Here is a 26,722-nt window from a genome sequence, read left to right on the forward strand (position 1 = left end):
TGACCCCCTCCTCAGGGTTTCCGGCGGCCATGTTGCGGTGCGGTCACACCGCGCATAAATGCTTGCGTAGGGCAGGGTTTCACCCTTAAGAGGAGAGTGTCACGTCTCCGCGTCGCACGGACGGGCTCCTCGCTTCCCGAGGCTCCGCACCGTAACCGGTTCTTGCCGCCCAAGGCCTCCGCGCTGACCGGGTTGCAGTTTTTCCGGAGACACCCTCGGCAGCGTGACGCCAGAATGCCTCGCACGCGGTCCCCCCGTCGAGGCGCCCAGGCCGACAAAGGGTCCCTCTCGCGAGGTTCATCGAAATCGTCGGCCCCGAAAAAGGTGTCGAGGTCGTGGCGTGAGCAGACAGCTCCGGACCCGTCGAGAGCTTCAGACCGCGGCCGTCGAAGGACGGCCGGGAGCGCTCCGTCGGCTCCGAATCCGCCCCACGGCCTTCAGCGCATGTTCAACCCACGCCCATTTGCGGCAACAACTGCGCGTTGTGGCCCGTTCCGTCCGTTCGCTTGTCGCCCCCGTTCCGCCGCCGCCCGACATGGGCGCACGGCTTACGTTATTCTCGACAAGACTGGCCGGCCTACGGGAGCAGCGCCAATGAGAGATCCTCATGGCCAACAAGATGCTCATCGACGCCTCGCACCCGGAAGAAACCCGGGTCGTGGTGGTCCGCGGTAGCCGAGTCGAAGAGTTCGATTTCGAGTCCGCCAACAAGAAGCAGCTCCGCGGGAACATCTATCTCGCCAAGGTGATCCGGGTCGAACCGTCCCTTCAGGCGGCGTTCGTCGATTACGGCGGCAACCGGCACGGCTTCCTGGCCTTCAGCGAAATCCATCCCGACTACTACCAGATCCCCGTCGCGGACCGGCAGGCGCTGATCGAGGAAGAAGCCCGTCACGAACGCGACCACGACGAGGCGGAAGACAACGGCCGTCGCAACCGGCGTCGTCCGAAGGGCAAGTCGGCGCGCCGGTCCGGCGGTGACAGCGGCGACGCCACGGTGGCCGAAGACGCTCCGGCCATCGATTCGGGTGAGGTCGACCCGTCGGCCGCCACCGAGGAGCCCCCGGTCCGCGCCGAGCGCGACGACCCCGAGGAGGTCGCCTCCGCCGATGACCACGACGACCACGACGAGCGGGACCACGGCGGCGACGACGATCACGAGCACGGCGACGACCGTCCCGGGCAGGACGCCGGGGACGAGCACGCCGACGAGCGCGACGAGCGCTCCTCCCGCGATGGGGGTTCGGACGACCGCGGCGAGCGCCACGAGGTGATCGAGCAGGTCGGCGCGGGCGACGCCCTCGAGGAACTGCCGGAGCGGCCGCGCCCGTCGCGCCGCCAGTACAAGATCCAGGAGGTCATCAAGCGCCGGCAGGTCCTGCTGGTGCAGGTCGTCAAGGAAGAGCGCGGCAACAAGGGCGCCGCCCTCACCACCTATCTGTCGCTCGCCGGCCGCTACTCGGTGCTGATGCCCAACACCGGCCGCGGCGGCGGGATCTCCCGCAAGATCACCGACGCCGTCGACCGCAAGCGCCTGAAGGCCGTCGCCCAGGAACTCGACGTGCCGGACGGGATGGGCGTGATCCTGCGCACCGCGGGGGCCTCGCGCACCAAGACCGAGATCAAGCGCGACTTCGAATACCTGATGCGCCTGTGGGAGACGGTCCGCGAGCTGACGCTGAAGTCCAGCGCGCCCTCGCTCGTCTATGAGGAAGGCTCGCTGGTGAAGCGCGCCATTCGCGACCTCTACAACAAGGACATCGACGAAGTGCTCGTCGCCGGCGAAGCGGCCTACCGCGACGCCAAGGAGTTCATGCGCATGCTCATGCCGAGCCATGCCAAGAACGTGAAGCCCTACCGCGATCCGCAGCCCGTCTTCGCCAAGTTCGGCGTGGAGGCGCAGCTCGACGCGATGTTCTCCAACCAGGTCACCCTGAAGTCGGGCGGCTACATCGTCATCAACCAGACCGAGGCGCTCGTCGCCATCGACGTGAACTCGGGCCGCGCCACGCGCGAGCACAATATCGAGGACACGGCCACCAAGACCAACTGCGAGGCGGCAGACGAGGTCGCCCGGCAGCTGCGCCTGCGCGATCTGGCCGGGCTGATCGTCATCGACTTCATCGACATGGAGGAGAACCGCAACAACCGCACGGTGGAGCGGCGCCTCAAGGATGCGCTGAAGAACGACCGCGCCCGCATCCAGGTCGGGCGCATTTCGGCCTTCGGCCTGATGGAGATGTCGCGCCAGCGCATCCGCACCGGCGTGCTCGAGGGCTCCACGGTGCCCTGTCCGCATTGCGCGGGCGCCGGCATCGTGAGGGCGACGCCCTCGATCGCCCTGCACGTGCTGCGGGCCGTGGAGGAGATGCTCATCAAGAGCAACAGCCACCACCTGCTCGTGCGCACCCGGACGGAGGTGTGCCTCTACATCCTCAATCAGAAGCGCAGCCACCTGCGCGGCCTGGAGGACCGGTTCGGCGTCGACATCACGATCCTGTCCGACGACACGCACACCGGCTCGCACGCCTTCGCCATCGAGCGCGGCGAGCAGATCCTGAACCCGCGCCCGGTCGTGATGACCGCCGTCCATGTCGACAGCGTCGACATGCCCGAGGACGAGCTCGACGACGTGGTCGAGGCCGAGGAGGACGAGGGCGAGGAGATCCTGGAGGCCCAGGCCGCTCCGCAGGAGCGCGAGGAGCGCGCGCCTCGCCAGGATCGCGAACGCGGAGACCGCGAAAGGGGCGACCGGGGTCCGCGCCAGGACCGCGGACCAAGGCCGGACGATGCGCGCGCCGACGCCGAAGGCGGCGAGAATGGCGGGCGGCGGCGTCGCAGGCGCCGTCGGCGGCGCGGCGGACGCGGCGGCGAGGGTCGCCCGGAGGCGTTCGGTTCGGAGGCTTTCGGCTCCGATCAGGCGCCGATGCCGATTGACGCCCCGCAGCCCGACGTGTCGGGCGCGCCTTTCGGCGGCACGCACACCTTCGAGCCCGAAGAGAGGCTCGCGGCGGACGCCGAAACTGCGCAGGATCTCGCCCTGAACGAGGCGGAAGCCGGCCTGACCGTGCCGACAGCCGAGGACGAGGGCGGAGCGCGCCGTCGTCGGGGACGTCGCGGCGGGCGCCGCCTGCGCGGCGACCGCGCCGAGGCGGACGACGCCGTGTCGGGCGCCGAGGAGGAGACCGTGACGCTGGCGTCCGAGGCTGCGGTGGAAGCCGCCGCCGATGCGTCGCCGGACGTCGCCGCCGCGCCCGCCAAGCCGGCCCGCAAGCCCCGTGCGCCCCGCCGCACGAAGGCGTCGATCGCCGCCGAGGCGGCCGCCGCGGAGGCTGCGGCGCAAGCGCCCGCCGAGGCCGAGCCGGTCGCCGAGACCGTCGCGCCCCCGGCCGCTCCGGAGCCGGCGGCCCAGCCCGCCGCGGCCCCTGAGCCGATCATGGCCGCCGTCGCCGCTCCCGAGCCTGCGCCGGAGCCCATCACCACCGAACCGGTCGTGATCGGCGCCGAGCCGGCCGCCCCCCGCAAGGCGGGCTGGTGGGCGAAGGCCAAGTCGGCCATCTCCGGCGCCTGAGAGCGCACGCCTGAAAGCAAGAAGGGCGGCCCCCCGGGGCCGCCCTTTTTCAGTTTCGAGGAGCCGATGCTGGCCGTTCAGCCAGCCAGGAACGGGCCGAGCCGCCGCACGGCTTCCCGGCACGTCTCCTCCGCTCCGGCGAATGAGAGCCGCAAGTAGCGCGAGCCCCGGCCGGGATCGAAGTCCAGCCCCGGCGTCGCCGCCACGCCTGTCTCGGCGAGCAGACGGCGGCAGAACGCCATGGAGTCGTTGGTGTAGCGGCCGACGTCCACATAGACGTAGAAGGCTCCGTCCACCGGCAGGAAATCCGGCAGGCCGATGCGCGGCAGCTCCTGCAGCAGCATCGCCCGGTTGCGGGCGTAGCCGGCCTTGACCGCTTCGAGCTCGTCCACCGCGGAAAACGCCGCCTCGGCCGCGATCTGGCTGAGCTTCGGCACGGAGATGAACAGGCTCTGCGCCAGCCGCTCGATCGGCCGCGCCAGGATCTCGGGAACGACCATCCAGCCGACGCGCCAGCCCGTCATGCAGTAATATTTCGAGAAGCTGTTGATCACGACCGCGTCGGGGTCGAAGGCCAGCGCGGTGTCGGCCGGCCGGTCATAGGTCAGCCCGTGATAGATCTCGTCGGAGATGAACCAGAGGCCGAGCTCGCGGCAGGTGCGCCCGAGATCGGCGAGCGCCTCGCGGGTCATCATCACCCCTGAGGGATTGGCGGGGCTCATGGCCAGGACGCCCCGCAGCGGCTTCTCGGCATGGGCTTGGGCGACCGCCTCTCCGGTGAGCGCCCAGCCCGTGGCCGCATGCGTCTCGATCTCCACGGGCTCGACGCCCAGCGCCTTCAGCGTATTGCGGTAGGCCGGGTAGCCGGGAGCGCTGATCGCGACGCGGTCCCCGGGATCGAACATCGCCAGGAAGGACAGGATGAAGCCGCCCGACGACCCCGTGGTGACCACGACCCTGTCGGCCGGGACAGCGATCCCGTAGGCGTCGCGGTAGTGCCGCGCGATGCGCTCGCGCAGGCTCGGCATGCCGAGCGCCTCGGTGTAGCCGATGCGGCCTTTGACGAGGGCGGCCGCGGCCGCGTCCAGGGCGGCGCGGGGCGCCGGCGCGCTGGGCTGGCCCACCTCCATGTGCAGCACGCTGCGGCCGGCCGCTTCCATGGCGTTCGCCGCGCCGAGCACGTCCATCGCCAGGAAGGGCTCGACGTCGCTGCGCGCCGCAGGCGTGAGGCGCGGCGGTCCCACGCACGCCGATGCGGGCCTGCGGGGCGGATCGCCGCCCGGCGGCGGGGACGTGCGGGATGGGAGGTGGGAGCTGTCCGCCATGGGGTCGCCGTGTTCTGCAGGCACATGCGGCGCGCCCTTGCGGAGCGGGAGCCCGGCGATTTGACCGCCCGGTCTCGATCCGTAAGTTGGGCGCCGAAAGGCAAAGGGCCCGATGCTTCGTTTCGTCCGCCGCTCCCCTACCAGCAAGGCTCCCGGCTCGCCAGCCCGCGGCCGGACCGCTCGCCCGATCCGCACCATGCTCGCGCTCCTGGCGGCCGGCGCCGCCGCGGTGCAGCCGCCGCTCGCCGCCGCCCAGGACGCGCGCCAATCGATCGTCCGCGACGCCGAGGTCGAGGCTTTGCTGCGCGACTATGCGACGCCGATCTTCCAGGCCGCCAACATTCGCAAGGGCGCGGTTCAGATCATCCTGGTGTCGGATCGGTCGTTCAACGCCTTCGTGGCCGACGGCCGCCGCATGTTCATCAATGTCGGCGCCATCATGGATTCCAAGACGCCGAACGAGATCATCGGCGTCATCGCGCATGAATCCGGGCACATCGCGGGCGGCCACCTGCAGCGCCTGCGCGAGCAGCTCGCCAACGCCCAGATCCTGGCCATCGCCGGAATGCTTCTGGGCGCGGGCGCCGTCGTGGGCGCGGCTTCCTCGCGGGACCGGGTCGGGAACGCCGGCGGCGGCGCGATGGGCATCGCGGTCGGCTCGCAGGAACTGGTGAGGCGCAGCCTACTGTCCTACCAGCGCTCGGAGGAGCAGGCCGCCGACGTCATGGCCGTGCGCTTCCTCTCGGCGACCCAGCAATCGCCGCGTGGGATGCTGGACACCTTCCAGCGCTTCAACCAGGACGCGATGTTCAAGACGTCGAGCATCGACCCCTATTTGGTCAGCCACCCGATGCCGAACGAGCGCATCGCCAATCTCGACGTGCTCGCCCACAAGAGCCCCTATTTCGACGCCAAGGACCCGCCCGCCCTCCAGGCCCGCCACGACATGGCCAAGGCCAAGCTGTTCGGCTTCATGGCCAAGGCCGAGGAGGTCGGCCGCCGCTACCCGGCGTCCGACGTGTCGCGCCCGGCCCGCTACGCGCGCGCCATCGTGGCCTACCGGTACAAGCGGCTGCCCGAGGCCCTGTCGCAGGTCGACGCGCTGATCCGGGAGGAGAGCGCCAACCCCTATCTGTGGGAGTTGAAGGGCCAGATCCTTCTGGAGTTCGGCCGGGCCCAGGAAGCCATCCCGATCCTGCGCAAGGCGGTGGCGCTCGCGCCGGCCGCCACGCCGATCCGCGTTCTGCTGGGCCACGCTCTGGTGGCGACCGAGTCGCGAGGCTCCGCGGACGAAGCCGTCCGGGAGCTGTCCAACGCCGTCCAGCGCGAGCCCGAGGGAGCGGAAGGGTGGCGCCACCTGTCGCGCGCCTACGCCATCCGGGGCAACGAGGGCATGGCGGCCTATGCGGCCGCGCAGGCCTACTTCAACGAGGGCGACTACAACGCGGCCGCCACCCAGGCCAGCCGCGCCAAGGAGCAACTGCCGCCTCATTCGCCCGGCTGGCTCAAGGCCGACGACATTTTGAACACGCGCCCGCCGAAAAGTCCGTAAGGATGGTGGGAACGCTAGACCGCAGGGCGCCATGATCGACCTGGCCCCGACGAGGAGATCCCGATGTTGCTGACCGCCGCCCTCCCGACCTGCCGCACCATCGCGGGCATCGCCCTCGCGGCGGCGCTCGCCTTCGCGCCAGTCTCCGGCATGGCTCAAACTAAGGCCGCCGATTTCACCGAGCAGCAGAAGACCGCGATCCGCGACATGGTGCGCTCCTATCTGATGGAGAACCCGGAGGTGATTCAGGAGGCGCTCGTCGAACTCGACCGCCGGCAGAAAGAGGCCGAGAAGGTCGCCACCAAGTCCGCGCTCGGGCAGGTCGCGGCGACGCTCATCCAGTCGCCGCGCAACATCGTGCTCGGCAATCCCAGCGGCGACGTCACGCTCGTCGAGTTCTTCGATTACAACTGCGGCTACTGCAAGAAGTCGCTGGCCGACATGCGCGAGATGGCCAAGACCGATCCGAAGCTGCGCATCGTGATCCGCGACTTCCCCGTGCTGGGACCCGATTCGGTCGAGGCCTCCTTCGTGGCCGTCGCGGCCAAGAACCAGATCAAGGCCGACAAATATTTCGACTTTCATCAAAAGCTGCTGGAATCGAAGGGCCGCGTCGGCAAGGAGCGCGCCATCGCGGTCGCCAAGGAGTTCGGCGTCGACCCGGTTCGGCTCGCCAAGGACGTCGAGAGCGCCGAGACGCGCGCCGCCGTGGAAGAGACGATGAAGGTCGCCGACACCTTGAAGCTGCAGGGCACGCCTGCCTTCGTGGTGGGCGACGACATCATCTTCGGGTCCCAGGGAGTCGAGCCGCTCCGCGCCGCCGTCGCCAATGTGCGCCAGTGCGGCAAGGCGGCCTGCTGAACAGGCCTGCGCCCCGGCCACGCCGCTGTTGACGAGGCGCGCCGCCGAACGGCGCGCGCTTCCCCTGGCGCGCACAAGCGGTTATGACGACGCGTCGGTTTTGCTGGCGCGGCTGCGCATGCCGGAACGCCGACGACGAAGGCCCGCTCTCCGGCGGGCGCCAGAGGAAGCTCGGCCCTCGCCGTCGCCCATGCGGGCGCCCGGATGGGGGCGTCGCCGATCGGGCGGGCACCTGAAGCAAAGGCGTTGACCAGACCCATGTCCAAGGACCAAGCCATCGACCCCAAGCTCGTCCGCGAGATCGCGACCATGCTGTCCGACAGCGATCTCACCGAAATCGAGGTCGAAAAGGGCGACTTGCGGATCAGGGTCGCGCGGCAGGTCTCCGCCGCGCCTGTCATGCAGTACAGCGCTCCGGCGCCCGCGCCGGTCCTGGCGGCCGCGCAGGCCGGCGCTCCCGCCGCCGCGCCGGGCGTGAACCGGGAGGCCGCCGGGCCCCATCCGGACGCCGTGACGTCGCCGATGGTGGGCACCGCCTATCGCCGCGCCTCTCCGGACTCCAAGGCCTTCGTCGAAGTGGGCTCGGTGGTGAAAGTCGGCGAGAAGATCCTGCTCGTCGAGGCGATGAAGACCTTCAACGAGATCGTCGCGCCCCGGGCGGGCACGGTGACGGCCATCCTCGTGGAGGACGGCCAGCCTGTGGAATATGGCGAGCCTCTGCTGGTCATCGAGTGATGTTCGACAAGATCCTCATCGCCAACCGGGGCGAGATCGCCCTTCGCGTCCTGCGCGCCGCCAAGGAGCTCGGCATCGCCACCGTGGCGGTCCACTCCACGGCCGACGCGGACGCCATGCATGTGCGCCTCGCCGACGAGAGCGTCTGCATCGGCCCTCCCCCCGCCCGCGACAGCTATCTCAACATCCCGGCCCTCCTCTCGGCCTGCGAGATCACCGGCGCGGACGCCGTCCACCCCGGCTACGGCTTCCTGTCGGAGAACGCGCGCTTCGCCGAGATCCTGGAGAGCCACAACATCCATTTCATCGGCCCCAAGGCGGAGCACATCCGCATCATGGGCGACAAGATCGAGGCCAAGCGCACGGCCAAGCGCCTCGGCATTCCGTGCGTGCCCGGCTCGGAGGGCGGCGTCACGGAGGATGACGACGCGCTGAGGATCGCGGCGGAGATCGGCTACCCGGTTCTGGTGAAGGCCGCCGCCGGCGGTGGCGGGCGCGGCATGAAGGTCGCGCGCACCGAAGGCGACCTCGTCCACGCTCTGCAGACCGCCCGCATGGAGGCCAAGGCCGCCTTTGGGGACGACGCCGTCTATCTGGAAAAGTATCTGGAGAAGCCCCGGCACATCGAGTTGCAGGTGCTCGGCGACGGGCGGGGCGGAGCGGTGCACCTGTTCGAGCGTGACTGCTCCCTGCAGCGCCGCCACCAGAAGGTCTGGGAGGAAGGCCCCTCCCCGGCCCTCAACGGCGAGATGCGCTCTAAGATTGGCGAGACTGTCGCCAAGGCCATGCAGGAGCTGAAATATCTCGGCGCCGGCACGGTCGAGTTCCTGTACGAGGACGGCGAGTTCTACTTCATCGAGATGAACACCCGGATCCAGGTCGAGCATCCGGTGACCGAGATGATCACCGGCATCGACCTCGTGAACGAACAGATCCGCCTGGCCGCCGGCGCGTCGCTCTCCTTCGCGCAGGAGGACGTTCAGCTCTCCGGGCACGCCATCGAGTGCCGGATCAACGCCGAGCACCCGGCCACCTTCACGCCCTCGCCGGGGCGGATCGCCTATTTCCATCCCCCCGGCGGGCTCGGCGTCCGCGTCGATTCGGCCGTGTACCAGGGCTACACGATCCCACCGAACTACGACTCGCTGGTCGGCAAGCTGATCGTGCATGGCCGGACCCGCAACGAGTGCCTGATGCGGCTGCGCCGGGCGCTCGACGAATTCGTCGTGGATGGAATCGAGACCACGTTGCCGCTTTTCAGGGCCCTGGTCCGGAACCCGGATATCCAGAACGGCGATTACGATATTCACTGGCTGGAGAAGTTCCTCTCCACCGGAGGGATGGACGTCACCGGCGGCGCTTGATCGCCGGCGACGCGACGGGCGGCTGCGAACGGGCCGGTATCGGATGGCGCGGCGACAAGACGCTGACACGGAGATCACCCCCGAGCTGCTCCTGCGCGCTTATGCGTGCGGGATCTTCCCGATGGCCGAGAGCGCGGACGACCCCGCTCTCTACTGGGTGGAGCCGCGCGAACGCGGGGTGATCCCGCTGGACGGGTTCCATGTGCCGTCCCGCCTCGCCCGGACGGTCCGCAGCGATCGCTTCGAGATTCGCATCGACACGGACTTCGACGGCGTCATCGCCGGCTGCGCGTCTCCCGCGCCGGACCGCAAGCAGACCTGGATCAATGCGCGCATTCGCGAGCTCTATGGCGCGCTGTTCGACCTCGGCTACGCCCACACGGTCGAGGCCTGGCGGGACGGACGCCTCGTCGGCGGGCTCTATGGGGTGCGGCTCGGCGGCGCGTTCTTCGGCGAGAGTATGTTCCACCGCGAGCGCGACGCCTCCAAGGTGGCGCTGGTGCATCTCGTCGCCAGGCTCAGGACGGGAGGTTTCCGCCTCCTGGACACCCAGTTCGTGACGCCCCACCTCGCCAGCTTTGGCGCGGTCGAGGTGCCTCGCCGGGAGTACCGGGTGCTGCTCGACGCCGCGACGGCGGGCGACGGGGATTTCCACCGCTGGCCGATGCTTCAGCCGGACGCGGGCGCCAGGGCGCTGGCCGCCCTGGCTTGAGCGGTGCGACATGAAGGCGGCCCCGGCCCCGCTCTATTGACCCGGCCCGCCGGGACGGATACGCAGAAGCCCGCGATCCGAGCGCGTAGCTCAGCCGGTAGAGCAACTGACTTTTAATCAGTAGGTCCTGGGTTCGAGTCCCAGCGCGCTCACCACCTCGTCCGCCTCTCCAGGCCCAGCCAGGTGGCGTCCGCACGGGTCGCGCCGCCGCGGTCTGGCGTGACGGGCCGTCTGGGACACACGCGCGCGTTAAATGCCGGCCATTGAAGGGCTGCGCCTTCCCTTTCAACCTTTGACCACATTCGCGGCGCATCCCCTCCCGCACTGAAGCAGGCAGGCGTGCAGCGATGCGGTTTTTCCTCCGTGGGATCGGAATTCTTTTCACGGCCGGCGCGATCACGTTCGTCGTGGCCGCCTGCGCGGTCGGCGCGCTGCTCTGGAAGGTGTCGCGCGACCTCCCCGACTACACGCAGCTGGCCGACTACCAGCCTGCGGTGATGACCCGCGTCCACGCCGCCGACGGCAGCCTGCTGGCCGAATACGCCCGCGAGCGGCGGATGTTCATCCCCATCCAGGCCGTGCCGAAGCTCGTGATCGCCGCCTTCGTGTCGGCCGAGGACAAGAACTTCTACAAGCACCAGGGCGTCGACCCGGAGGGCATCGCCCGGGCCGCTCTCTACTATCTGAAGCGGGACAACGGCCGGCGCCCGCAGGGCGCGTCCACGATCACCCAGCAGGTGGCCAAGAACTTCCTCCTGACGAGCGAGCAGACCTTCGACCGCAAGATCAAGGAGGTGCTTCTCGCGCTGAGGATGGAGAAGGCCTACACGAAGGACAAGATCCTCGAGCTCTACCTGAACGAGATCTATCTGGGCCTTGGCAATTACGGCATCGCGGCCGCGTCGCTCAATTATTACGGCAAATCAGTGCATGAGCTGACCCTGGCCGAGGTCGCCTATCTGGCGGCGCTGCCGAAAGGGCCCAACAACTACAATCCCTTCCGGGCCCGCGAGGCGGCCACCGAGCGGCGCAACTATGTGATCGATCGCATGGTGGAGAACGGCTACGTGTCGCGCGAGGACGGCGAGAAGTCCAAGGCCGAGCCGCTCACCGTCAATCCGCGGTCGCTTTCGCCCAACACCTACGCAGCCGGTTTCTTCGCCGAGGAGGTCCGGCGCGACATCGCCGACCGGTTCGGCGAGAAGGCGCTCTACGAGGGCGGGCTGTCCGTTCGGACCACGCTCGATCCCAAGATGCAGGTCATGGCCCGCAAGGCGCTGGCCGACGGCCTTGTGCGCTATGACGAGGCGCATGGCTGGCGCGGGCCCATGCAGAAGCTCGACATCGCCGGCAAGGAATGGGGCGCGGCGCTGGCCGAGGCGCCGGCGCTGGGCGATGTCCAGCCCTGGAGGCTCGCGGTGGTGCTCGACGTGGCGGGCGATGGCGTGCGCATCGGCCTGCAGCCCGCGCGCGAGCCGTCCGGCGCCGTCGCGAAGGAGCGCGAGGGCGGGGTCATCCCGGCTGAGGGCCTGAAGTGGACCCGCAAGGCCGCCCGGCAGGTCGTGTCGGCGGGAGACGTGGTCTACGTGGAGCCCCTGGAGGGCAAGCCGGGGCAGTTCCGGCTGCGGCAGCTGCCCGAGATCTCCGGCGCGATCGTCGCGATGGATCCTTATACCGGGCGCGTCCTGGCGATGGTGGGCGGCTTTTCGTTCGACCAGTCCAAGTTCAACCGCGCCACGCAGGCGCAACGCCAGCCGGGCTCCTCCTTCAAGCCGATCGTCTACGCGGCGGCCATGGACAACGGCTACACGCCGTCCAGCATCATCCTGGACGCGCCGATCAGCATCGACCAGGGTCCCGGCCAGGAGCCGTGGCGGCCCGAGAACGCCGAGGAAGGCTTCGCCGGCCCCCGCACGCTGCGCTTCGGCGTCGAGCACTCGCAAAACATGATGACGGTGCGGCTCGCCCAGGACATCGGCATGCCCCTGGTGGTCGAGTACGCCAAGCGCTTCGGGGTCTACGACAACCTTCAGCCGCTGCTGGCGATGGCGCTCGGCTCCGGCGAGACCACCGTCATGCGCATGACCGCGGCCTATGCGATGTTCGCGAATGGCGGGCGCAAGATCCACCCCACCCTCGTCGACCGCATCCAGGACCGTTGGGGCCGCAACGTCTACGCCCATGACGAGCGCAAATGCGTCGGCTGCGATGCGCCAAGCTATTCCGGCCAGACCGAGCCGAAGATCGTCGACGAGCGCCCGCAGGTGCTCGACCCGCTGACCGCCTACCAGATCACCTCCATCCTGGAAGGCGTCGTGCAACGCGGCACCGGCACGGCGGTCAAGGAAGTGGGCAAGCCGCTGGCGGGCAAGACCGGCACCACCAACGACGCCAAGGACTTGTGGTTCGTGGGCTTCTCGCCCGACCTGGCTGCAGGCGTCTATATCGGCTACGACCAGCCCCGCTCCCTCGGCAACTCGGCCTATGCGGCGCAATACGCCGCGCCGATCTTCCGCGACTTCATGAAGATGGCGCTGGCCGACAAGCCTCCGACGCCGTTCCGCGTGCCGCCCGGCATCAAGCTGGTGCGCGTCGACCCGCAGACCGGCGCGCGGGCGACCGGAGGCGAGCGCACGGCCATCCTGGAGGCGTTCAAGCCCGGCACCGCTCCGCCGGAGCGCGGCGCCTTCGGCGACGAAGGCGCTCCGGTCGCGGCCGCCCCGCAGGACGGGGACCGCCAGGTCGGCGGCGGGACCGGCGGCCTCTACTGAAGGGCGGCGGCCGCGGTCGGCCCGGCTCCGATTCCGAGCGCCTGGAGCCGCGTCCAGAGTTCGTGGGGCGAAAAGGGCTTGCGCAGGAAATGGGTGACGCCCAGCTGCGCGGAGCGCTCGACCAGCGACTTCGTGGGCGCGCCCGAGATCATGATGACGGGCACATCCGTCCGCGCCGAGATCATCGGATCGCGGATGATCTCGAGGATCTGGCCTCCCGTGAGATGGGGTAGATGCCAGTCAAGCAGCACCAGCTCGGGCGAGAAGGTCTGGAGCGCCTGCAGCGCCGCCTCCCCGTCTCCGACTTCCGTGACGTTGCGCATGCCGACCTGACGCAGCATGCGGCGGATGATCGCGCGCACGAACATGCTGTCCTCGACGAGCAGGATCGGAACGTCCGGGAACGAGATTTTGCTCATCAGACCGCCTGTGCGGCGCGCACCGCCGCGATACGGGTCCTCAGAGCCGCGGAGTTGAGCAGCGCGACCTGAGTCCCGAATTCGACCCCGATATGGGTGGGCGTCGCCCAGCGCAGCCGGCACTCCCGGGCGCGAGGCTCGTCGCCGATCCGAAGCTTGAAAACCGGGGGCAGTTGCTGCGGCTGCATCCTGAACTGCAGCTTGGCGCCATCGTCCGAAAGGTCGTTCACGAGGCAGTCGAGCGTTTCGCCCGAACCAAAGACAAGCTTCGCGGCGAGCAAGGCCCGTCGTCTCGTGCTCTTTCGACGCTGTGCGTTCATGGGGCGGTCCCTAAGGATCGGCGTCGAGCCGACGCAGAACCCTAGGCGACGAGCCGTTGAAAATCGGATTTGGAATTAGATTCAGTTTTCACAACTTAGACGTGCTCAAACGGCGCGGCCTACTGGAGGCGGGGTCCGCGCTGGATGTCGGTCTTCAGCCGCGCCGGGTCGATGTCGGCGCAAAGTCGCACCGCGCTCGAATGGGCATGGAACACCGCCCGGCCCATGTCGGCATGGCCGGTGACGACGTAGCTTTCCGAGAAGATGGGCCGCCCTTCCAGGGTGATCGCGATGGCGACGACGCGGGGCTCCGAGGGATCGACGACGCTGGCGAACATGCACGTTCTCCGGGTGACGTTGATCAACTCACCTTGCGGCTGGATGGTTCACGTTCCGTTAACGCGGGGCGAGGCGCGGACGCCCCCCGGGATGTCGCCGCTTTGCGACATGTCGCCGCTGCCGGCTCCCGGCGAAGCTCTTCGGCCACGCGCCCCTTGCCATTTCGCACTGCACCATATAGGTAAGGATACGTGACGTTTCGACGTCATAGCCCTCCTTGGGCGTTTCCTCCCTAGACTTGGGGCCGCTTTCGAGCGGCCCTCTTTCTTTCTGGACCTTTGGTCCCGGGCGGAACGATCGGCCCGCGCCCTCGTTATCGCGCAGGTTACGGTCGCTACGAGCGCCGGACCCGCTTTCCCGATCCGAGGAGACTCCCATGGCAGCTGCGAAGCCGAAGTCGCGCAATCCCGCGGGTCAGGCGCCCGCGCCTGGCGCATCCGCCGGCGAGACGTCGCGAGGCAAGCCGTCCCGCTCCATGGCCTCGCCGGGCAGGTCCGGCCTCCAGGGCGACGCGATGCTGGAGACCCCCACCGACCTGTCCTCCGACGCCGTGCAGGCTGTTTCCGAGGCGATCAACGGGCTCGTGGCCGATGCGTTCTCGCTCTATCTGAAGACCAAGAACTTCCACTGGCATGTCAGCGGCCCGCATTTCCGCGACTACCACCTCATGCTCGACGAGCACGCCGAGCAGATCTTCGCCTCCACCGATCCGCTCGCCGAGCGCGTGCGCAAGATCGGCGGCAAGACCCTGCGCGGGATCGGCCATATCGAGCGGCTGCGCCGGATCCAGGACAACGAGGCGGACTTCGTCTCGGCCGCCGACATGCTGCGGGAGCTGCTGGCCGACAACAAGGCGATGGCGGCCGCCATGCGCCAGGCGCACGAGGTCTGCGACGAGCACGACGACGTCGCCACGGCGAGCCTGCTCGAGGAGCTCATCGACCAGACCGAACGCCGGACCTGGTTCCTGTTCGAGGCCAGCCGGTCGGCCGACGACACCGGCCACTAGCGCATCAGGACACAAGAACATGCTGTGTTTCCGTCGAAACACAGCATGTTCTAGGCTCGCGTAGCCCGGGCTCGCGCCGCTCATCATTCTGAAAGCTTCCGCATCGCATCCTCGCCGCCGGACCCCGTCTGGCGGCGTTCGCTTGTCCCGGCGAGGCCAGGCGGGCAAGTAGGGTAGCGGGATCGAGAATCGGCGAGAGGATGAGCAAGACGTCTGCATTCCGGGCGGAGCGCAACGAGAAGGCCCGGGCCCGGCTGGCCAAGAGCCTGCCTGTCGGGTTTCCCGCCGCCGTGCTGGCGCACGCTTTCTCACGCCCCTTCATTCCGCCGACCCCTCGGCTCGCCGTCGAATCCTACTGGCGTCTTCACCCCGTCAGGGCGGACCGCCTCGCGCGCGCGCTCGCAAGCCGCACGGGCGCACCCGAGGGCTGGACCTGGCGGATCTCAGCCGACAAGGCCACCGGTCTCGGCGCCTCGTTCCGGCAGCCGCCGGCGCCCTACCGGGAGGCCGGGCGCGCCCTCGGCGCCGGCCATTGCCGGATCTGCGGCGGGCCCGTGTACCGGCTGGGCTGGCACCAGGACCTGTGGGGCGACGGAGCCCTGAACAGGCGCGCCGAGTGGCATTCCGCCTGCGTCACGGCCTGGAAGCTCTGGACCGCCCCGAGCGAATTCTCCACGCCTCTCGCCAAACTGCAGAAGCGGCGCTGCGCCGCGAGCGGCCAGCGGCTCCTGAAGACGGCGGAGGTCGACCACCGCACGCCGCTGTTTCGCGTCTGGCGCGACCACCGCGACTCGCCATGGCCGGACCTGCTGGCCTTCTGGGGCGCGCCCAATCTGCAGGTCATCAACCGCACGGCGCATGTGGAGAAATGCGGCGCGGAGGCGTCCGAGCGGGTCGGCTTCGCCGGCGTGGGCCAGGACGACCCGGTCAGCTGGCCCGCTGCCTGAATGTGATCGAGCCGCCGTCCTGGGCGGGCTCGCTGTCGAAGCCGGCGCTGCGGGCGTATTGCCGGATCAGGAGAAGCGACGGCCGATCCGTCGCCAGATCCGCCCTCCCCGGCGCCACGCCGATCCGCACGACCGGGCCCGGCCCGAAGCCGACGGTGAGCTTCGCCCCCGCGCGACCGTTCGCCAGGATCGCGAGCGCCTCGGCCATGCCCAGCATGAAGCTCGACGCTTGCTCGGCCTGGATCACGCTCTCGGCGGGATCCTGCTCGATCTTCACGCTCAGATCCGGGATGACGGCGTTGACGTCCTCGATCGTGCTCACGACGATCCTGCGCAGCGCAATGGGCCCGGCCGCGTCGAGGCCCTGCATGCTCTTTTGCGCCAGAGCCATCGCGCTGACCCGGCGGTCGAGCACCGAGAGCAGCGCCTGGCCGCTGGCGTCGGCGCCGCGGGTCGTGAGGCGCAACAGCGCCAGCACCGATTGCAGGTTGTTCCGCACCCGGTGGTGAAGCTCGCGCAGCAAGTTCTCCCGCTCGGCCAGCGCGTGGACCAGTTGCGCCTCCGTTTGCCGGTGCGCAGTGACGTCCACGCAGGAGCCGAAATAGCCCGCGAATTCGCCGTCCCGGTAATAGGGCCGGCCATTGTCCATCACGTAGCGATACTGACCGTCATGGCGGCGCAGCCGGTACTCGATCGTGAATGGCTCCTGCCGGCGAAAGGCTGAATGATAAGCGTCGAGACAGTCGGCTACGTCGTCCGGGTGGACGTTCTCCGCCCAGCCTTCGCCGAGCTCCTGCTGAAGCTCGCGGCCCGTGAAGGCGAGCCAGGGCTCGTTGAACCAGTCGCAGCCCATGTCGGTCCCGGACCGCCACACCATGACGGGCGCATGGTCCGCAAGCAGGCGGAACTCGCTCTCGGATCCCGGGATCTCGATCATCGAAGGCGCCTTCTAGAAGGACGCGAGGACCGGCGGCCCCGCGCCCGATGCCACGCATATGCGAATCCGACCTGCGGCTCCGGGCGAGACCGCCGGAGCCGACAGCTGCAGTCCTGCCTCACGTCTCGAAACTCAGCACGGCTCTGGTACCCGCCGCAGCCCTGTCGAAACTCAAGTCCGCCTGAAGGCTCGTCGCCATCGCGCGAATGATGCGCATGCCGAGCCCCGTGCCCTGAACCGGACCCGCGCCGGTCCACCCCGCCCCGTCGTCCTCGACCGCGAGCGACACCCTCCTGCCGCCATTCCAGAGCCTGATTCGGATCTCTCCCGCATCGCCTTCCGGATAGGCGTATTTGAACGCGTTGGTGACGAGCTCGCTGACGATGACGCCCACCGCCACCGCCTTGTCGGTGGCGACCCGCAGCGGCTCGGCCTCCAGGATGAGCCGGTGCTCGCGTTCGGCGACCCGCATGGCGGCGGACAGCTCCTCGGTGAGCCCCTCCAGATAGCCCGCCATGTCGACGAACCGGACGTCGTCCGACGTGTAGAGCCTGCGATGAACCTGCGCGATGGCGTGGATGCGGCCATGCGCCTCGGCCAGCGCGTGGCGGACGGGCGAGTCGTCCGGCGCCGTCTTCTGCTGCATGGTGACGAGGGAGGCCACGAGCTGCAGGCTGTTGGCGACCCGGTGGTTTACCTCCCGCAGCAGGATCTCGGCCCGCTCGCGCGCTTCCCGCATCTCGGTCTGGGCTGCTTCCTTCTCGCGCCGGAGCCTGACCTGCTCGAGCGCCTGGTCGATGGCCTGGCGAAACAGGTCGATGAAGGCGTTGCCGACGTCCTTGATGACGTAGTCCGCCGCGCCGGCCTTCAGCGCCGCGATGGCGATGCGACCTTCGTCGCTGCCCGTGACATAGATGACCGGAGGCGGGTCCGGCATGGCCCGGATATCCTTCAGGACGTCCAGCCCCTCCCGCCCGGGCATGAAATGGTCGAGGCCGATCACGTCGAAGGGAGATCGCCGCAGGGCCGCCAGGCCCTCGTCTCCGCTCAGGACGTGGGTGACTTCGCAGTCCTGCCTCGCCAGGGTGCGGGAGACGAGCCTGCCCAAACCGGCGTCATCGTCGATATAGAGTACGGATATGGGCACGCCGGAGTCCGTCGGGTCAGGTCGCGTCTGGAACTTGCATCACGGACAGGAACAGCCCGAGTTGCCGGATCGCCTGGGCGAAGGTTTCATATTCGACAGGCTTCGTGATGTAGACATTGCAACCCAGATCATAGCAACGCTGGATTTCTCGCTGATCGTCGGTTGTGGTCAGGACGACCACCGGCGCGCGCCTGAGCGTCTCGTCCCCCTTCAGCAATCCGAGAATGTGCGTGCCGCTCATGTCCGGGAGGTTGAGGTCGAGCAGGACCAGCAGCGGCCCGCCGTCGCGGATCTCCGGGCTGAACATGTGCTCCACCGCGGCGGTGCCGCTGGCGAAATGGCGGATCTCGTTGCACACGCCGGCACGCCGGATGTTCTTCTCGATCAGCCGCGCATGGCCCTCGTCGTCCTCGACCATGATGATCGTCACGGGCTTGTGGCTCTTCATCAGGCGGCGTCCTCCGCGGCATGGAGAGTGGCGGGAAGTTCGACCGTGAAGGTGGAGCCCTCTCCCGGTTCGGAGGCGACCGTGATCGTCCCGCCCAGCCGGCGCACGAGCGCGCGGACATGGGCCAGGCCGATGCCTTCGCCCGGCGTGTCCTGGACGCCGGAGCGGCGGAACAGGTCGAAGATTCGGTCGAAGTCACGCAAGTCGATGCCGCGCCCGTTGTCCACGACCTGATAGCGGACGAGATCGCCCACTCGCTCGCCCCTGAACATGATCCGGCCTTCCCGCTCGGGATGTCGATATTTCACTGCGTTTTCCGCAAGGTTCGCGAAGATCTGCTCGACAGCCAGCCTGTCGCTGAGGATGTCGGGCGTGTCGCCGAGAACGAACGCCACGCCGTCCGCCTGGTGGGCGAGCGTCTTGAAGACGCCCTCCAGGACGGCGCGCATGTCGAGCGGCTCGGGCGCGAGGACGCGCCGGCCCTCTCTGGACAACCGCAAGATGGCCTTGATGAGGCGATCCATCTTGTCGGTCGAGCTGCGGATGAAGCCGATCGCTTCCGGCAGGTCCTGCCCGACGCCCTCCCGCACCGCCGCCGGGACCGCGTCCGGCGCCGTCGCGCCGATCTCGACCACGAAATGCTGCAGCTGCGCGCGCAGGGCCTCCAGCTCGCTGGTGAAGCCCATGATGTTGACGAGCGGCGCCCGGAGATCGTGGCTGACGATATAGGCGAAGCGCTGGATCTCCTCGTTGGCGGCCTTCAGGTCGGACACCCGCGCCGCCACCATGGCTTCGAGATTGTGATTGATCAGCTGCAGCGCGTCACGCGCCTCCTGCATCTCGATCGTCCGGTCGATCACGCGCTGCTCGAGCGTTTCGTTCAGCCGCCGGATTCTCTCCTCGCTCTCGCGCAGGCGCTCCTCGATCGCGAGCTGGTCGGTCACGTCGGTGTTGGTCCCGAACCAGCGCACGATCGCGCCGTCCTCGTCCCGGACCGGCACGGCCCGCGACAGGAACCAGCGATAGGCGCCATCCTTGCCGCGCAGCGGAAACGTGTCCTCCCAGGGCTCGCCGCTGGCGAAGGCCTCCGCGAGGCGGGCGCTGACGCGCTCCACGTGATCGGGATGGTGCAGGGACCGCCAGCCGTCGCCTTCGACTTCGGCCTGGGTCGTTCCGGTGTAGTCGTACCAGCGCTGATTGTACCAATAGGCCCAGCCGGACGGCGCGGCCATCCAGACGAACTGGGGAATGAGATTGGCCAGGGAGAGAAGGTTCGCCTCGCTCTCGCGCAGCGCCTCCTCGGCTCGCTTCTGCTCCGTGATGTCGTTGCCCTGGACGAAGATGCCCACGACGGCCCCGGTCTGGTCGAAGATGGGCTGGTAGACGAGGTCGAGATAGCGCAGCTCCAGCGGCGCGCCCGGCTCATGCTGCAGGAACGCCTTCAGCCCGCGGCCGACAAAGGGTTCGCCGCTGGCGTAGACCTGGTCGAGAAGTTCGAAAAAGCCCTGACCGGCGATCTCGGGCAGCGCCTCGGCGACCGGCTTGCCCAGGATGTCGCGGTGGCCGACCACCTGCGAGTAGGCCGCGTTGGCGATCTCGAACACGTGGGTGGGGCCGCGCAACACCGCCATGAATCCGGGCGCCTGCTCGAACAGGCTGCGCAGGTGGCGCCTCTCGGCTTCCAGCGACACATTGGCGTCCTGCACGGCCTGCGCTCGCTGCAGGATCTCGCCTTCGACGCGCCCGTCGCCGCCGCCCCGCTGCAGCCAGGAGAACTGGCGGGTCGCCTGGCGCAGCTTGTGCAGCTCGGTGACGTCGACGGTGTTCTGCAGGATGTAGGCGACGTCGCCGTTCGGGCCCAGGAGCGGCGTATGGGTGGCGCTCCAGTAGCGTTCGTCGAACTGACCGTCGGGCCGGGGAATGTCGTATTTGATGAGCGCGATGTGGTCGGCGGTGCGCTGGCGCAGCACCCGCTCCAGCGAATCCCGCAACAGCCGGCTGCTGGCGCCGGAATCCTCCGGCCCAGGGGGAAACGCCTCGAACATGTTGCGTCCGAGCAGCTCGGCTCTCTCGCGCATCGTCACGCGCAGATAGGCCTCGTTCATGCCGACGATCACGAAAGCCGGATCGACGAGAACATAGGGATTGGGAGCCGAGTCGAAGAGCGCCGCGTAGTCGACGCCGGACAGAGCCGGCGCTGCGCCTGAGCCGCCCTGACCCGCCATGGGAGCCTGCGCCGATGGCCCTGCTCGTTCCGCCTCCAAAAGCCTCGCCCCCAAGTGTCAGCCGCCCGAGTCCCGGAACTCGCTGAAATCCGGCCTTCAACGCTGCGGTAGGAGGGAAGTTCCGCCCCTGCGGAGGCAAGGATTTCTACGGACGCGCCAGGCCGGGCGAATCGGGTTCTCATCGAAAGGCGTAGCTTTTGTCCCGATGAATGCAGGGCGACATGGACGAACTGGCGGCTCTGAGACGACGGCGCGGACGATCCGCCAGCCGCACCCACCCTCGGCACATCATGGAGGCGGTCTACGCCGCCGGATCGATCTCGATCTCGCCAGATGAGACGCTGACGCGGATCGTGGTGGCCCAGCTGCACCGCATGGGCCTGCTCTTCGCCCAGGAACTGACGTCCGGCGGGGAGCTCCGGCCCCTGTCGAGCGCCACCATGGCGGCCGCGGAACTTCGTCCGTGGCGCGTGTCGCGCCCCCCCGCGCTGGCTGGGGAGCCATCCGCCGACATGGCCGCGCAGGGCGCGTGACCGCCGGGCGGACACTTCGCCGCACCGTCAGGCCACGGGCGTCTCGCTGAGGAACGCGGCGGCGATCAGGTCCCGTGTGTAGGGCTGGCGCGGATCGCGGAAGATGGCGTCGACGGTCCCGCGCTCCACCACCTTGCCCGACTTCATCACGATGATCTCGTCCGCCATGGCCCGGACGACCGCCAGGTCATGGCTGATGAACAGGTAGGACAGCCCATGGCGAGCCTGCAATCCGCGCAGCAGGTCGACGATGTCCTTCTGCACGGACCGGTCGAGCGCGGAGGTGGGCTCGTCCAGGACCACCACGCTGGGATTGAGGATCATGGTGCGGGCGATCGCGATCCGCTGGCGCTGCCCGCCCGAGAACTCGTGCGGGAACCGGTTGCGGGTGGAGGGGTCGAGGCCCACCTCCTCCAGCGCCGAAGCGGCCCGCCTGTCGCGCTCCGCCCGCGTGATCGCGGGTTCATGGACGAGCAGCCCCTCGGTGACGATCTCGCCCACCGTCATGCGCGGCGAGAGCGACCCGAACGGATCCTGAAACACGAGCTGGAGACGGCGGCGCAGCGGGCGCATCGCAGCCCGGTCCAGGCCGGTGAGGTCCCGGTCCTCGAAACGCACGCTGCCTGACGCCGGAAGGAGTCGCAGCACGGCGCGGCCCAGCGTCGACTTGCCGGAGCCGGATTCGCCGACGATCCCGATCGTGCCCCCGCGCAGGAGCGTCAGGTCGACGCCGTCGACCGCCTTCAGCTCGCGGTCGCCCCGGCCGAACCACCCTCCCCTCAGCGTGAAGGCGACGCGCACGTCGCGCGCCTCGATCACCGGCGTGGCCGGCATGGGCGGCGGCGCCTTGCGTCCGGTCGGTTCGGCGGCGAGCAGCATGCGCGTATAGGCCTGCTGCGGGCGGGCGAACACCTCTTCGGTGAGGCCCGTCTCGACGATGGCGCCGTTGCGCATCACCACGACGCGATCGGCGATGCGCCGGACGATCCCCAGGTCATGCGTGATGAAGACGATGGCCATCCCGAAGCGCCGCTTGAGGTCGGCCAGGAGGTCGAGCACCTGCGCCTGGATGGTGACGTCCAGCGCCGTGGTGGGCTCGTCGGCGATCAGCACCTCCGGCCGGTTCGCCAGCGCCATGGCGATCATCACGCGCTGCCGCTGCCCGCCCGAGAGCTCATGCGGGTAGGACCCGAGCCGTTCGGCCGGGCGCGGGATGCCGACAAGCGTCAGCAGCTCCAGCGCGCGCTCGCGCGCCGCCTTGCGGGACATCTTCGCGTGCGCGACGAGCGGTTCGGCCAGCTGGTCGCCGATGCGATACAGCGGGTCCAGCGAAGTCATGGGCTCCTGGAAGATCATCCCCATGCGCCTGCCGCGGAACCGGTTCAGCTCGCGCGGCGTGAGCCCGAGGATCTCTTCGCCGGCGATCTTCACGGAGCCTTCGACGAAGCCGTTCGACGCCAGAAGGCCCATGACGGCCATCATGGTCTGGCTCTTTCCAGAGCCGGATTCCCCGACGATCGCCAGCGTTTCGCCCGGGGACACGTCGAAGCTGACGCCCCGCACGGCGCGCAATTCGCCGTCCGCGATCCTGAACCGCACGTCGAGATCCCGGACCGACAGGACGGGGGCGGGCGACCCCGCGGCGGCTTGTTTGGCGTGGGTTGCGCTGTCCACGTCAGCGGTCCTTCGGGTCGAGGGCGTCACGCAGCCCGTCGCCGATGAAGTTGAGGCAGAACAGCGTGCTGGTGAGGAAGACGGAGGGCCAGACCAGCATCCAGACGGAGCCCTGGATGGCCTTGGCGCCTTCGGCGATGAGGACGCCCCAGCTCGTCATGGGCTCCTGCACGCCAAGTCCCAGGAAAGACAGGAAGCTCTCCAACAGGATCACCTTGGGCACCAGCAGCGTCATGTAGACCACGACCGGACCCAGCGTGTTAGGGATGATGTGGCGCCGCAGGATGCCGCGCGTGCCCACCCCCATGGCCTCGGCCGCCTGGACATATTCCTGCCGCTTGATCGAGAGGGTCTGGCCCCGGACGATCCGGGCCATGTCGAGCCATTCCACCGCCCCGACGGCGATGAACATGAGCACGAAGTTCCGGCCGAAGAACACCACGAGCAGGATGACGAAGAAGATGAAGGGCAGCGAGTAGAGAATGTCGACGACCCGCATCATCACGAGGTCGACGCGCCCGCCCAGGTAGCCGGCAGTGGAGCCCCACAGCACGCCGATGAGGATCGCCACCGTGGTCGCCAGCACCCCGATGGCGAGCGATACACGCCCTGCCACGAGCGTGCGGGTCAGCAGGTCGCGGCCGTTGGAATCGGTCCCGAACCAGAAATGCTGGCGCTTCACCGGGACCTCGACGGCGAGCCTGCGGCCCTCGTCCTCTTTGCCGGTCGCCACGGCCCGGCCGAACAGGTCCGAGCGCTCGAAATAGACCAGCAGGCGCTCGTCGACCGGCCGCGTCGAGGCCGAGACGAGCGTCAGCCGGATCCGGTCGCCCTCGTCGACGAGCCCCTCCGCCTTGGCGCGGATGCGCGACGCGATCCGGTCCACCGCCGGCGCTGTCTGGGCCGGCAGCGGGTAGGAGGAGAAGGTCGCCGGGACGCGGACATAGTCCTGGTAGACCTGATCGTAGTCGTGGCCCGTCAGCGACGGCCCGAGCGCGCAGGCCAGCGCCACGATCGCCAGGAGCACGATGCTGGCCAGCGCGGCCCGGTTGCGAAAGAGCCGTCCGCGCGCGTCGGCCCACAGCGAGCGCCCGCGGGTCTGCGCGACCGTGGCCGCTTCCATCACCATGTCGGGGGTGCTGACCTCACTCATAGCGGACCCTCGGGTCGATGAGCGCATAGACGATGTCGACCAGGAGATTGAAGGCCAGGACGAACACCGCGATCATGATCACCGTGCCCATCACGAGCGTGTAGTCGCGGTTCAGCGCGCCCTCGACGAAGTAGCGGCCCACGCCGGGGATGCCGAAGATCGATTCCACCACCACCGACCCGGTGAGGAGCGCGGCGGCCGCCGGGCCGAGATAGGACACCACCGGCAGCGCCGCGCCGCGCAGGGCGTGGCGCACGATGACGCCCAGCGGCAGCCCGTTGGCGCGCAGCGTGCGGATGGGATTGGAGCGCAGCACCTCGATCATCGCGGCCCGCATCATCCGGGCGATCACGGCGACCTGCGGCAAGGCCAGCGTGAGGATGGGCAGGACCGTGTTGCGCAGGGCGCCGTCGTTCCACCCGCCGACCGGCAACCACGCCAGGGTCAGCCCGAACACGATCTGCAGCACGGGCGCGACCACGAAGGTCGGGACGGTGATGCCGAAAGTCGCGAGCCCGATCACGGCGTAGTCGGCCGCGTGGTTCTGCCGGAAGGCCGCCACCACTCCGAGCGTCCCGCCGACGAGCACGGCCAGCAGCAGCGCGGAGAAGCCGAGGCGCATCGAGATCGGCAGGCCGCGCGCGAAGAGCTCGGCGATGGTGAAATCACGGAAATAGAAGGACGGCCCCAGGTCGCCCCGCATCAGCGCCGAGAGATAAATCCAGTACTGCTCGTAGAGCGGCTTATCGAGCTGGTAGATCTTGCGCAGGTTCTCCATCACCTTGGCCTCGAGCGGCCGCTCCAGGTCGAACGGGCCGCCCGGTGCGAGCCGGATCAGGAAGAACGAGATGGTGACGATGATGAACAGCGTCGGGATGGCCGACAGCAGCCGCTTGACGACGTAGAAGCCCACGTCGGCCTCCGTTCCTGTGTGCCGCGGCGGGCTTTCCCGCCGCGTGGGTCACATCCCCCGCCGGCTCAGGGCTTGATGGTGATGAACCGGGACAGATGGCGGTCGAGCACATTGGTCTCGAAGCCGGACACCTTGTCGGAAACCAGGTTCTTCGAGCCGTAATAGAGCAGCGGGATATAGGGCTGGTCGCGCATGAAGATCGCCTCGGCGTCCTTCAGGATCGCCGCCCGGGCGGTCAGGTCCTTCTCCGAAGCCGCCTTCTTCATCAGCGCGTCATAGTCAGGATTGGCGTAATTGGCGTAGTTCAGCCCCTTGTTGTCGCTCTCGGCCAGGAAGAGGAAGTTCTGCGGGTCGGAGTAATCGGCGATCCACCCTGCCCGGGCCACGTCGAAGTCGCCCTTGTCGCGCAAGATCGCGTAATGGGTCTTCAGGTCCGTGTTGACCAGCTTCACGTCCACGTTGAAGGGCTTCCACATATTGGCGAGCGCCACGGACGTGTTCTTGTGGTTCTCGGACGTGTTGTAGCGGATCTCGACGGTGAGCTTCTTGCCGCCCGGGCCGTAGCCCGCCGCCTTCAGAAGCTCCTTGGCCTTGTCCTCCCGCTCGATCGGGGACATGTCCTTCCAGCTGGCGAAGGCGGGCTCGCCGTAATTGCCGATGCCCGGCGGCACGAATGAATAGGCGGGGATCATCGTCCCGCCCCAGATGTCCTCCGCCAGGAACTCGCGATCGACCACCATGGACAGCGCCTGACGCACCCGCACGTCGTCGAAGGGCGGCTTCTTGGTGTTGAAGACGAAATAGTAGGTGCCCAGGTAGGGCGCGAGCCTGAACTTCGTCTTCAGGTTCTCGCGGATGAACTTGATCTGGTCCGTGGGGACGTCGCCATAGGTGTCGAGCTCCCCGGCCTGGAACCGGCGCAGGGCGGCCGAGCGATCCTCGATGCCGAAGACGTTGACCGTGTCGACCTTGGTGGCCGCGGCCTCGCGGTAGTTCGGGTTCTTGACCAGCACGATCTTGTCGTTGGGCGAGAAGCTCTTCAGCGTGTAGGCGCCGTTGGAGACCCAGTTCTCGGCCTTGACGAAATCCTTGCCGTATTTCTGCACCGAAGCGGGGTGGACCGGAATGCCGGTCTGATGGGCCAGCTGCGCCACGAAATAGGGCGCCGGCGTCTCCAGGGCGATCTCCAGCGTCTTATCGTCGATGGCCTTGACGCCGAGCTCCTCGACCTTGGCCTGACCCTTATTGACCTTCTCGCCGTTCTTGATCGTGTAGAGCACATTGGCGTATTTCGCGCCCGTCTCCGGGTTCATCAGCCTGCGGAACGAGAACACGAAGTCGTTCGCCGTGACCGGGTCTCCGTTCGACCACTTGGCGTTGTCGCGCAGCTTGAAGCGGTAGACGGTGCCGTCGTCATTCACCGTCCAGCTCTCGGCGACGCCCGGCACGACATTGGCCTTGGCGTCATAGGTCACGAGCCCCTCATAGAGGTCCAGCAGCAGGTCGCTCTCGACCACGGTCGAGGTCTTCTGCGGGTCGAGGGTCTCCGGCTCGCCCTGGGCGCCGCGGTTGTACACGGTCTCGGCCGAAGCGGCCGTGAGCCCGAGGCCCAGCGCGACCACCGCGCAGACGCTGCGGAAGGGGTGATGGAACATGATGGTCCTCGCCTGAAATCGACGTTTCTGGCGAGGACGGTGCGACAGAACCCGAGGCGTTGCAACAACCCGTACGGCTGAATCGCCTTTGTTCCCGCCCGCTGGATCCAAC

22 protein-coding genes and 1 tRNA gene are annotated in these 26,722 nt (G+C 68.5%); 11 read left to right on the plus strand and 12 right to left on the minus strand.

Annotation, left to right across the window (positions count from 1 at the left end; all coding sequences use genetic code 11):
• Positions 1 to 607 precede the first annotated feature (607 nt).
• Positions 608 to 3,571 carry an Rne/Rng family ribonuclease gene (locus ABEG18_RS13520; protein WP_406853577.1) on the plus strand — a complete coding sequence of 988 codons (2,964 nt, stop codon included), beginning with the start codon at positions 608 to 610 and terminating at the stop codon, positions 3,569 to 3,571.
• 77 nt (positions 3,572 to 3,648) lie between these two features.
• Here the strand turns inward: ABEG18_RS13520 and ABEG18_RS13525 are convergent, their stop codons facing one another.
• On the minus strand, positions 3,649 to 4,758 hold the full coding sequence (locus ABEG18_RS13525) for a pyridoxal phosphate-dependent aminotransferase (RefSeq protein ID WP_406858608.1): 1,110 nt from the start codon (positions 4,756 to 4,758) through the stop codon (positions 3,649 to 3,651).
• Positions 4,759 to 5,092: 334 nt separating this feature from the next.
• On the opposite strand from ABEG18_RS13525, the gene ABEG18_RS13530 reads away from it, so the two are divergent.
• From ABEG18_RS13530 to ABEG18_RS13560, 7 genes are all read left to right on the plus strand, one after another.
• Complete coding sequence (locus ABEG18_RS13530) at positions 5,093 to 6,448, plus strand: M48 family metalloprotease (RefSeq protein WP_406853578.1); 1,356 nt, start codon at positions 5,093 to 5,095, stop codon at positions 6,446 to 6,448.
• 63 nt (positions 6,449 to 6,511) lie between these two features.
• The gene (locus tag ABEG18_RS13535) at positions 6,512 to 7,309 is read left to right on the plus strand and encodes a DsbA family protein (RefSeq protein ID WP_406853579.1); all 798 of its coding nucleotides are present in this window, start codon (positions 6,512 to 6,514) and stop codon (positions 7,307 to 7,309) included.
• 258 nt (positions 7,310 to 7,567) lie between these two features.
• Positions 7,568 to 8,044: an acetyl-CoA carboxylase biotin carboxyl carrier protein gene (gene accB, locus ABEG18_RS13540; RefSeq protein ID WP_406853580.1), complete on the plus strand. Its 477-nt coding sequence runs from the start codon at positions 7,568 to 7,570 to the stop codon at positions 8,042 to 8,044.
• Positions 8,044 to 9,408 carry an acetyl-CoA carboxylase biotin carboxylase subunit gene (accC, locus tag ABEG18_RS13545; protein ID WP_406853581.1) on the plus strand — a complete coding sequence of 455 codons (1,365 nt, stop codon included), beginning with the start codon at positions 8,044 to 8,046 and terminating at the stop codon, positions 9,406 to 9,408. The genes accB and accC overlap by 1 nt, the downstream gene beginning before the upstream one ends.
• Before the next feature lie 43 nt (positions 9,409 to 9,451).
• A complete protein-coding gene (gene aat / locus ABEG18_RS13550) occupies positions 9,452 to 10,120 on the plus strand; it encodes a leucyl/phenylalanyl-tRNA--protein transferase (protein ID WP_406853582.1) in 669 nt (222 codons plus the stop codon).
• 79 nt (positions 10,121 to 10,199) lie between these two features.
• Positions 10,200 to 10,275, plus strand: a tRNA-Lys gene (locus tag ABEG18_RS13555).
• A gap of 192 nt (positions 10,276 to 10,467) precedes the next feature.
• Positions 10,468 to 12,891 (plus strand): penicillin-binding protein 1A, encoded by a 2,424-nt coding sequence (locus ABEG18_RS13560; protein WP_406853583.1) that lies wholly within the window; start codon positions 10,468 to 10,470, stop codon positions 12,889 to 12,891.
• Here the strand turns inward: ABEG18_RS13560 and ABEG18_RS13565 are convergent.
• The 3 genes from ABEG18_RS13565 to ABEG18_RS13575 form a co-directional block, all read right to left on the minus strand.
• Positions 12,885 to 13,310, minus strand: a complete 426-nt coding sequence (locus ABEG18_RS13565; protein ID WP_406853584.1) for a response regulator — start codon at positions 13,308 to 13,310, stop codon at positions 12,885 to 12,887. The genes ABEG18_RS13560 and ABEG18_RS13565 overlap by 7 nt on opposite strands.
• Positions 13,310 to 13,591 carry a PilZ domain-containing protein gene (locus ABEG18_RS13570; RefSeq protein ID WP_406853585.1) on the minus strand — a complete coding sequence of 94 codons (282 nt, stop codon included), beginning with the start codon at positions 13,589 to 13,591 and terminating at the stop codon, positions 13,310 to 13,312. Before ABEG18_RS13570 ends, ABEG18_RS13565 begins: the two co-directional genes overlap by 1 nt.
• A gap of 158 nt (positions 13,592 to 13,749) precedes the next feature.
• A complete protein-coding gene (locus ABEG18_RS13575; RefSeq protein ID WP_406853586.1) occupies positions 13,750 to 13,968 on the minus strand; it encodes a hypothetical protein in 219 nt (72 codons plus the stop codon).
• A gap of 476 nt (positions 13,969 to 14,444) precedes the next feature.
• Between ABEG18_RS13575 and ABEG18_RS13580 the strand changes: the two genes are divergently transcribed.
• Both ABEG18_RS13580 and ABEG18_RS13585 read left to right on the plus strand, forming a co-directional pair.
• Positions 14,445 to 14,978, plus strand: coding sequence for a Dps family protein (locus tag ABEG18_RS13580; protein ID WP_406858609.1), 534 nt, complete (start codon positions 14,445 to 14,447; stop codon positions 14,976 to 14,978).
• A gap of 200 nt (positions 14,979 to 15,178) precedes the next feature.
• On the plus strand, positions 15,179 to 15,925 hold the full coding sequence (locus tag ABEG18_RS13585; protein ID WP_406853587.1) for a hypothetical protein: 747 nt from the start codon (positions 15,179 to 15,181) through the stop codon (positions 15,923 to 15,925).
• Here ABEG18_RS13585 and ABEG18_RS13590 read toward each other — a convergent pair.
• The 4 genes from ABEG18_RS13590 to ABEG18_RS13605 all read right to left on the minus strand — a co-directional run bounded on the left by ABEG18_RS13590 (position 15,906) and on the right by ABEG18_RS13605 (position 20,682).
• Complete coding sequence (locus ABEG18_RS13590) at positions 15,906 to 16,862, minus strand: PAS domain-containing protein (protein ID WP_406853588.1); 957 nt, start codon at positions 16,860 to 16,862, stop codon at positions 15,906 to 15,908. The two genes, ABEG18_RS13585 and ABEG18_RS13590, sit on opposite strands and share 20 nt — an antisense overlap.
• Before the next feature lie 118 nt (positions 16,863 to 16,980).
• Positions 16,981 to 18,009 carry a histidine kinase dimerization/phosphoacceptor domain -containing protein gene (locus ABEG18_RS13595; protein WP_406853589.1) on the minus strand — a complete coding sequence of 343 codons (1,029 nt, stop codon included), beginning with the start codon at positions 18,007 to 18,009 and terminating at the stop codon, positions 16,981 to 16,983.
• 16 nt (positions 18,010 to 18,025) lie between these two features.
• On the minus strand, positions 18,026 to 18,457 hold the full coding sequence (locus tag ABEG18_RS13600) for a response regulator (protein ID WP_406853590.1): 432 nt from the start codon (positions 18,455 to 18,457) through the stop codon (positions 18,026 to 18,028).
• Positions 18,457 to 20,682, minus strand: coding sequence for a PAS domain-containing protein (locus ABEG18_RS13605; RefSeq protein ID WP_406853591.1), 2,226 nt, complete (start codon positions 20,680 to 20,682; stop codon positions 18,457 to 18,459). Before ABEG18_RS13605 ends, ABEG18_RS13600 begins: the two co-directional genes overlap by 1 nt.
• Before the next feature lie 221 nt (positions 20,683 to 20,903).
• Here ABEG18_RS13605 and ABEG18_RS13610 point away from each other — a divergent pair, with 221 nt between their 5' ends.
• Positions 20,904 to 21,215 (plus strand): hypothetical protein, encoded by a 312-nt coding sequence (locus tag ABEG18_RS13610; protein ID WP_406853592.1) that lies wholly within the window; start codon positions 20,904 to 20,906, stop codon positions 21,213 to 21,215.
• A gap of 27 nt (positions 21,216 to 21,242) precedes the next feature.
• Here the strand turns inward: ABEG18_RS13610 and ABEG18_RS13615 are convergent, their stop codons facing one another.
• The 4 genes from ABEG18_RS13615 to ABEG18_RS13630 form a co-directional block, all read right to left on the minus strand.
• On the minus strand, positions 21,243 to 22,889 hold the full coding sequence (locus ABEG18_RS13615; protein WP_406853593.1) for an ABC transporter ATP-binding protein: 1,647 nt from the start codon (positions 22,887 to 22,889) through the stop codon (positions 21,243 to 21,245).
• A 1-nt stretch (position 22,890) separates the two neighbouring features.
• Positions 22,891 to 24,042 (minus strand): ABC transporter permease subunit, encoded by a 1,152-nt coding sequence (locus tag ABEG18_RS13620; protein WP_406853594.1) that lies wholly within the window; start codon positions 24,040 to 24,042, stop codon positions 22,891 to 22,893.
• Positions 24,035 to 24,955: an oligopeptide ABC transporter permease OppB gene (oppB, locus tag ABEG18_RS13625; protein WP_406853595.1), complete on the minus strand. Its 921-nt coding sequence runs from the start codon at positions 24,953 to 24,955 to the stop codon at positions 24,035 to 24,037. Before oppB ends, ABEG18_RS13620 begins: the two co-directional genes overlap by 8 nt.
• A 65-nt stretch (positions 24,956 to 25,020) precedes the next feature.
• Complete coding sequence (locus ABEG18_RS13630; RefSeq protein WP_406853596.1) at positions 25,021 to 26,610, minus strand: peptide ABC transporter substrate-binding protein; 1,590 nt, start codon at positions 26,608 to 26,610, stop codon at positions 25,021 to 25,023.
• Between the last annotated feature and the right edge of the window lie 112 nt (positions 26,611 to 26,722).

Origin of the sequence: Alsobacter sp. KACC 23698 (assembly GCF_045348435.1) — a bacterium.
In the GTDB taxonomy this organism is placed as follows: domain Bacteria; phylum Pseudomonadota; class Alphaproteobacteria; order Rhizobiales; family Beijerinckiaceae; genus Alsobacter.

Bases quoted from the DNA above. Each gene is read 5' to 3' on its own strand.
- ABEG18_RS13520 (WP_406853577.1), top strand. From the start codon at position 608: ATGGCCAACAAGATGCTCATCGACGCCTCGCACCCGGAAGAAACCCGG.
- ABEG18_RS13525 (WP_406858608.1), bottom strand. From the start codon at position 4,758: ATGGACGTGCTCGGCGCGGCGAACGCCATGGAAGCGGCCGGCCGCAGC.
- ABEG18_RS13530 (WP_406853578.1), top strand. From the start codon at position 5,093: ATGCTCGCGCTCCTGGCGGCCGGCGCCGCCGCGGTGCAGCCGCCGCTC.
- ABEG18_RS13535 (WP_406853579.1), top strand. From the start codon at position 6,512: ATGTTGCTGACCGCCGCCCTCCCGACCTGCCGCACCATCGCGGGCATC.
- accB (WP_406853580.1), top strand. From the start codon at position 7,568: ATGTCCAAGGACCAAGCCATCGACCCCAAGCTCGTCCGCGAGATCGCG.
- accC (WP_406853581.1), top strand. From the start codon at position 8,044: ATGTTCGACAAGATCCTCATCGCCAACCGGGGCGAGATCGCCCTTCGC.
- aat (WP_406853582.1), top strand. From the start codon at position 9,452: ATGGCGCGGCGACAAGACGCTGACACGGAGATCACCCCCGAGCTGCTC.
- ABEG18_RS13560 (WP_406853583.1), top strand. From the start codon at position 10,468: ATGCGGTTTTTCCTCCGTGGGATCGGAATTCTTTTCACGGCCGGCGCG.
- ABEG18_RS13565 (WP_406853584.1), bottom strand. From the start codon at position 13,310: ATGAGCAAAATCTCGTTCCCGGACGTTCCGATCCTGCTCGTCGAGGAC.
- ABEG18_RS13575 (WP_406853586.1), bottom strand. From the start codon at position 13,968: ATGTTCGCCAGCGTCGTCGATCCCTCGGAGCCCCGCGTCGTCGCCATC.
- ABEG18_RS13580 (WP_406858609.1), top strand. From the start codon at position 14,445: ATGGCCTCGCCGGGCAGGTCCGGCCTCCAGGGCGACGCGATGCTGGAG.
- ABEG18_RS13585 (WP_406853587.1), top strand. From the start codon at position 15,179: ATGAGCAAGACGTCTGCATTCCGGGCGGAGCGCAACGAGAAGGCCCGG.
- ABEG18_RS13590 (WP_406853588.1), bottom strand. From the start codon at position 16,862: ATGATCGAGATCCCGGGATCCGAGAGCGAGTTCCGCCTGCTTGCGGAC.
- ABEG18_RS13600 (WP_406853590.1), bottom strand. From the start codon at position 18,457: ATGAAGAGCCACAAGCCCGTGACGATCATCATGGTCGAGGACGACGAG.
- ABEG18_RS13605 (WP_406853591.1), bottom strand. From the start codon at position 20,682: ATGGCGGGTCAGGGCGGCTCAGGCGCAGCGCCGGCTCTGTCCGGCGTC.
- ABEG18_RS13610 (WP_406853592.1), top strand. From the start codon at position 20,904: ATGGACGAACTGGCGGCTCTGAGACGACGGCGCGGACGATCCGCCAGC.
- ABEG18_RS13620 (WP_406853594.1), bottom strand. From the start codon at position 24,042: ATGAGTGAGGTCAGCACCCCCGACATGGTGATGGAAGCGGCCACGGTC.
- ABEG18_RS13630 (WP_406853596.1), bottom strand. From the start codon at position 26,610: ATGTTCCATCACCCCTTCCGCAGCGTCTGCGCGGTGGTCGCGCTGGGC.